The 6,091-nt window shown below is 43.1% G+C and carries 3 protein-coding genes and 1 rRNA gene; 2 read left to right on the top strand and 2 right to left on the bottom strand.

All coding sequences use genetic code 11. The features are described from left to right. Positions 1-164 precede the first annotated feature (164 nt). Positions 165-281 (top strand): 5S ribosomal RNA (rrf, locus tag A3KS_RS0105960). A gap of 438 nt (positions 282-719) precedes the next feature. Continuing rightward, positions 720-1,310, top strand: a complete 591-nt coding sequence (locus tag A3KS_RS0105955) for a hypothetical protein (protein ID WP_026394141.1) — start codon at positions 720-722, stop codon at positions 1,308-1,310. A gap of 320 nt (positions 1,311-1,630) precedes the next feature. Here the strand turns inward: A3KS_RS0105955 and A3KS_RS0105950 are convergent, their stop codons facing one another. Continuing rightward, on the bottom strand, positions 1,631-4,057 hold the full coding sequence (locus tag A3KS_RS0105950; RefSeq protein WP_026394140.1) for a glycogen/starch/alpha-glucan phosphorylase: 2,427 nt from the start codon (positions 4,055-4,057) through the stop codon (positions 1,631-1,633). A 148-nt stretch (positions 4,058-4,205) separates the two neighbouring features. Beyond that, positions 4,206-6,089 (bottom strand): glycoside hydrolase family 13 protein, encoded by a 1,884-nt coding sequence (locus A3KS_RS20255; RefSeq protein WP_035355433.1) that lies wholly within the window; start codon positions 6,087-6,089, stop codon positions 4,206-4,208. Positions 6,090-6,091 lie beyond the last annotated feature (2 nt).

The raw sequence follows: 6,091 nt of genomic DNA, 5'->3' as shown, positions 1-6,091 counted from the left end.
CTGGATGTGGAAGTATGGTAACATATGGAGCTGACCAGTACTAATCGACCGAGGTCTTGATCCAAGATTTTATACACTGTGCTGTTTTGAATGATCACTGCGTGATCATAAAAGACACTTGATAAATGCAATCATAATTAAATAATATTAACTAGTTTATCTAGTTCCGTAATGATGGCGGAAGGGCCACACCTGTTCCCATACCGAACACAGAAGTAAAGTCTTCCAGCGCCGAAAGTACTTGGTGGGCAACTGCCTGGGAGGATAGGACATTGCGGGACTTTTATTTTTTTGCGTGAAACAACGAGCCATGCGGCGAAAAATATAAAAATAGAGACGAAAGAGCAAATTTTATTTGTTCTTTCGTCTCTATTTTTTATATTTTAGGAAGGAGCCATCTGGCGACTGACGCGACGCAGGCGCAGCGCAGCGAAGCCGAAGTGCCGCATGAGTGAGTGTAGACGGGATGATTCAAGTACACTTGAAAATCAATATTCATATATCTATTTTTTTATGGGGCGAAGCCCCAAACGTAGGCGTAGTGAAACGGAGCCGGAGTTGCACGGATTCATTAGACGGCAGTAAGCTTAAAATCAGTTATAAGTGTAAAAATCCAGCTGCATCAATTCAGTAAATATATTCACAGCCTACACAAAAACATCACACTGGTTTGTTATACTTTGGAGTTTAAAGTATAAATCAGTGGAGGAATCTAAATTATGAACAACAAACGAATTCAATTAATTGTACTGACAATGATCACCCTGAGCATTTTTGCTTTCGGTGGCTGTTCAAGCTCGAGCACAACCAGTGGAACAGCAAATGGCGCCGCAACGGCTTCAACAAGTGGTACAACTGTTTATGGAAAGGGCACTGGCATCAGCGGATCAGAGATTACCATTGCACTGGGGACAATGAATGAAGGTGGGGGTGAAAAACCAACTGGTGAAGCTCCAACGGGTGATCAGACAAGCGAAACTCAGAGTACAGCAGAAATACCGCCAGCTCAGCCGACAGATGGGACGACACCACCAGCAGGAACAATAGCAGGAGCTCCTGAAATGCTGACACTGACCGGAGAAAGTCAGACAATTACGCTTTCTGACACGATTACAATCACCAGACAGACCATGCCGGAACCGGGAACCCAATCATCCAGTACAAAAGCAAATAACGATGAATCCGCAAGTAGTGCTGACATTGCAGTGGGAAGTATGTTGATGATAGTCTATGCCGGAAGTTCAGAAGAGATTGCGTCGATCCAAATTATGGGAGGCGGCCAGCAAGGTGCTACCCCGACAGTAAATTAAAAAAAAGTTCTAAAACCACCTCGGTTTTAGAACTTTTTTAGTTCAGTCAAAGATTATCCCTTAAAACTAAAGTCTTTGCCGCCGCTTACACAAATGTTCAAGGAAAAAACTGAGAGATTCTATCGGCGATCGATCATTTTTATCTAAACATAAAGCTAGGAGGTTTCCGATTTAGCAATATTATTGTTTTTATTAGTAGTTGTTTGTATGCCGGTGAAATAAAAGCTGATAATTATTACAAATCAAACTGCGAAGGAAACCCAACCCGGGTTGTACTCAGGTTAGGCTTCCAAATAAAGGGGGAAAGGAGGGTGTTTAATCTACAGTGTCTTCCAAATATTCTTTTGATATTCCAGAATCGCGCGATCGCTGGAAAAAAGACCGGAGTAAGCCACGTTGCTGAGGGACATTTCAAACCATTTGTTTTTGTTTTTAAAGAGCTCATTGATATGATGCTGAGCTGTTGCATAAGAATCAAAGTCTTTTAGTACGAAGTAGGTATCATTATATAAAAGTAGGGAATCATAAACACTTTGGAAACTGGCTAAATGACCAAAGGTACCATCAATGAGCTGATGCATAATTTTCTGGATGCGATGATCATTTTCATAGATTTGTACGGAACTGTAACCTCCATGTTTTTCAAAATGCGAAACCTCATCAGAGGATAAGCCAAAGGTAAGGATGTTGTTATCACCGACTGCTTCATGAATTTCAATGTTGGCTCCGTCCATGGTGCCCAGCGTAATAGCACCATTCATCATAAATTTCATATTGCCAGTACCGGAGGCTTCTTTACCAGCAGTTGAGATCTGTTCGGAAATATTGGCAGCAGGATAGATGATCTCACCCAGAGTTACATTAAAATTAGCCAGAAAGACTACCTTAATCTGATCGCGGATATCTTTGTCATTATTGACAAGGTTGGCAATCGCGTTAATCAGCTTAATAACTTCCTTGGCAAAATAATATCCCGGCGCGGCTTTGCCGGCAAAGATAAAGGTCCGGGGTACTATTTCGATATGGGGGTTTGCTTTTAAATGATTATACAAGTGGAGTATCTGCAGGGCGTTTAAAAGCTGTCGTTTATATTCGTGAATGCGCTTGACTTGAATGTCAAAAATGGATTCCGGGTTTACCGAGATATGATTATGTGCGTTAATATAATTTGCCAAATGGATTTTATTGTCCAGTTTGATCCGATTAAAACGATCAAAAAACGGCGCATCATTTTTAAAGGTCATTAGCTTTTCAAGGTCAAAAAGATTGTTGAGCCAATCGGTACCGATGGATTCGGTGATCAAATCCCTTAGACCAGTATTACTGTTAATTAGGAAACGACGGGGAGTAACGCCGTTAGTAACCGAATGGAAACGTTCGGGAAATAGTTTGTAGTATCCATTGAAGGTTTCCTCTTTTAGAATTTTGCTGTGGAGCTCAGCAACACCATTAACAGAGTGGCAGCAGACGATAGCCAGATTAGCCATATTGATTTGCCCATCCTGAATGATCGATAATGAATTGATTTGTAATTCGTTAAGTCCGGATTTACTCCTCAATTCTTCTTGAAATTGGCGGTTAATTTCTTCGATAATCATGTAAATTCGCGGCAGTAGAAATTTCATCATATCCACTGGCCATTTTTCGAGCGCTTCTGGCAGAACGGTGTGATTGGTAAAGGTCAGCGAGTTAACGGTAATCTTCCAGGCATCATCCCAGCTTAAACCTTCTTCATCCATAAAAATCCGCATTATTTCCGGACCGCACAGAGCGGGGTGGGTATCATTGATGTGAATACATATTTTGTCGGCAAACTCATCGAGGCAATCATTGTTATAACGCTTAAAGCGTGTGATCATCCGTTTCAAACCGGCACAAACAAAAAAATACTCCTGCTTCAAACGCAGTTGCTTGCCGTCGAACTTATTATCGTTGGGATATAAAATTTGAGTAATTGCTTCAGCCTCTGATTTATGCCGGACGGCATCGAGAAACTGTCCCTCATTGAAACTGGGCAGATCAAATTCCTCAATCGGTTCGGCGCTCCATAGACGTAAGGAGTTCACGGTATTATTATGGTAACCTTTTAAGGGAATATCATAGGGTACTGCCAGTATCGGTTCATAGTCCTCATAAACAAAGGTCAGAACACCATTGATTTTCTCAGAATGGAGATTCCCATAGAATTTAACAATAACGGCTTCATTGGGCTTTCTTATTTCAAAGGGATAGCCGTGTCGCAGCCAGTTGTCGGCGACCTCAACCTGCTCACCATTGATAATTTTCTGTTCAAAAAGACCGTGTTTATAATGGATACCATTGCCATGGAAGGGTAAACCGAGGGTGGCCGAAGATTCTAAAAAACAGGCCATTAGCCGTCCCAGGCCGCCATTTCCTAAACCGGGATCGGTTTCCTGACTGAGAATGGTTTCATAATCCAGGCCCAATTCAGCCATGGCGGTTTTGACGGTTTCCTCCATATCCAGGCTGTTAACATAGGATTTTAGCAACCGTCCGATTAAAAATTCGATCGAAAACAGATAGACCCGTTTGTGTGGGATCTCATCGTATTGAGATCTTGTTTTAGCCCATTGGGAAGCTATTTTGTCCATGACAAGTTCAGCTAAAGCTTCATATTGATTCAAGAGGGATGACTCGGACAGATATTCACCGGAAACTTCTTCTATTTTTTTGATATAGGCAGATTTAAAATTTTCAATTTCTTCAAGATGTTCTGAGGGTTTCATAAGGTTTCCTTTCAATAAAGTAGTTTAAGAATCAGCGAAACAATTGCTGCTATTTTATCTTAATGAAGTATCTTAATTTAATTACCCCTTCTCAAAAGAATAAAACAAAAAAGATTGCGGATAACCGCAATCCTTTAAGAAGATGAGTCTAAATAATTTGACAGGTGTCAGGTGTTACCAACACAATAGCATATGAAAGGGGCTGTAGAACGATCGGGTTTAAAGAAATAGGTTCTCCAGAGATCAGATCGAAACCCTGACAGCCGGCAAAGTCCGGATGCTTAAACAAATGTACGGCCCGGGAATTGCGGTTAAACAGGCAAAAGCAGAGAGTGTCGTCGTTCCGTCGTTCAAAGACAAAAAGATCGTCGCTGGCTTCGTAGGGTTTCCAGGTACCATTCTGAAAGACCGAATGATCAGTTCGGAGTTTGGTGATCAATTGATACCAGGCAAGTAGATCCTGATCCTCATTGCCCCAGGGATAGGTGCGCCGATTGTAGGGATCTTCAAAACCCTGTACCCCGGCCTCGTCGCCGTAGTATAGGCAGGGAACGCCAGGGAAGGTGAACTGGATCAGGCTGAGCAGCTTTAATCGTTTTACGGCGAGTGCGTATTGGGTGTCATCCAGCCGATAGGTTTTATGGCTATGGTTTCCCAGATATTTATAGGCCTCGCCAAGGACGTTAAGGATCCGCCGTCGATCATGACTGCCAATCAGGTTCATATTGCCCATAAACTGATCTTTGGGATAATGTTCGTAAAGTGACATCATAATCCGGGCAGCCGAGCCGGAGCTTTTGTCACCAATAACAAAGTCGATGAAGGTTTCCCGGAAGGGGTAGTTCATTACGGCATCCAGTTCATAGCCTGAAAAATAGCTGCGCAGTTCTTCATAGGCGACTTTTCGGGAAGCATCTTCCCAGACTTCACCAATCAAAATACTGTCAGGATTTTCCTCGATCATGGCATCTTTCAGACCTTTGATAAAGGGATCTGGCAGTTCATCGGCTACATCCAGCCGCCAGCCCGAAGCTCCGGCTTTCATCCAGTGACGGATAACACTGTCCTTATTTTTATAGATAAAGGCCTGAAAATTGGGATGCATCTCATTGGTATTGGGCATGGCATCGACTCCCCACCAACAGGTGTAGGTTTTGGGATAGTTAGTGAAGGTGTACCAGGGATAGTATTCTGATTCTTGCGACTGATAGGCACCAAGACCGGCATAGTTCCCGTAACGATTAAAATAAAGACTGTCGTCACCAGTATGGCTGAAAACGCCGTCAAGAATAATCGAAATTCCGCGTTTTTTACATTCTGAGGCCAGGGTTTCAAAGCTTTCCTGAGTTCCCAGAACCGGATCGATGGTCATATAATCGCCAGTATCATAGCGGTGGTTACTGCGGGATTTAAAAATAGGATTCAGATATAGGATGGTGATGTTTAAACTCTGCAGGTAGTCCAGCTTTTCGGTAATGCCTGACAGGGTGCCGCCAAAAAAATCCCAGTATTTAATACCGCCGTCCTTTTCACGGAAATAGTGGGGGGTATCGTTCCAGTTGGGATGAAGGATGGCATCTCGATGGAAGTTGGTAAGATCAAAGTCGGTACCCCGATTAAAGCGGTCCGGGAAGATCTGGTACATGATTCCCTGGGAATACCAGGCTGGTGACTGCCGCTTGGGATCATAAACCGTAATTTGATAGGATGGTGGTTTTGATTCATAAATCCGGCCTTCACCGCCCAAGTGGTCGTGCTGGGTGCCATAGGCATAAGCTCGGCCCCGGGATTCAAAACTGAAATCATACCAGAGGATACCGGGCGCTTGAGGCATATCGAGGGTGATTTCCCAATAATTGGATTCCCGGGATTTGATCATTGAATGCATAACTTCCTGATCTTTAAAATAAGCCCGTAGTTTTAACTTCTCAATTTCAGTGGCATAGACCCGTAGCGTAACGGCACTGCCAATGGGCAGCGCTCCAAAGGGGGTGCGAAATACCGGTTCCCATGAATGATGACGAAATTCCATAA

The sequence above is a fragment of the Acetobacterium malicum subsp. dehalogenans DSM 11527 genome (assembly GCF_000472665.1).
GTDB lineage: Bacteria > Bacillota > Clostridia > Eubacteriales > Eubacteriaceae > Acetobacterium > Acetobacterium malicum.
Note: the sequence above shows the minus strand (reverse complement) of the source record. Positions and strands in the feature narration are given on the sequence as shown.

Excerpts from the sequence above, each read along its gene's own strand:
- A3KS_RS0105955 (WP_026394141.1), top strand. The coding sequence starts at position 720 with ATGAACAACAAACGAATTCAATTAATTGTACTGACAATGATCACCCTG.
- A3KS_RS0105950 (WP_026394140.1), bottom strand. The coding sequence starts at position 4,057 with ATGAAACCCTCAGAACATCTTGAAGAAATTGAAAATTTTAAATCTGCC.
- A3KS_RS20255 (WP_035355433.1), bottom strand. The coding sequence starts at position 6,089 with ATGGAATTTCGTCATCATTCATGGGAACCGGTATTTCGCACCCCCTTT.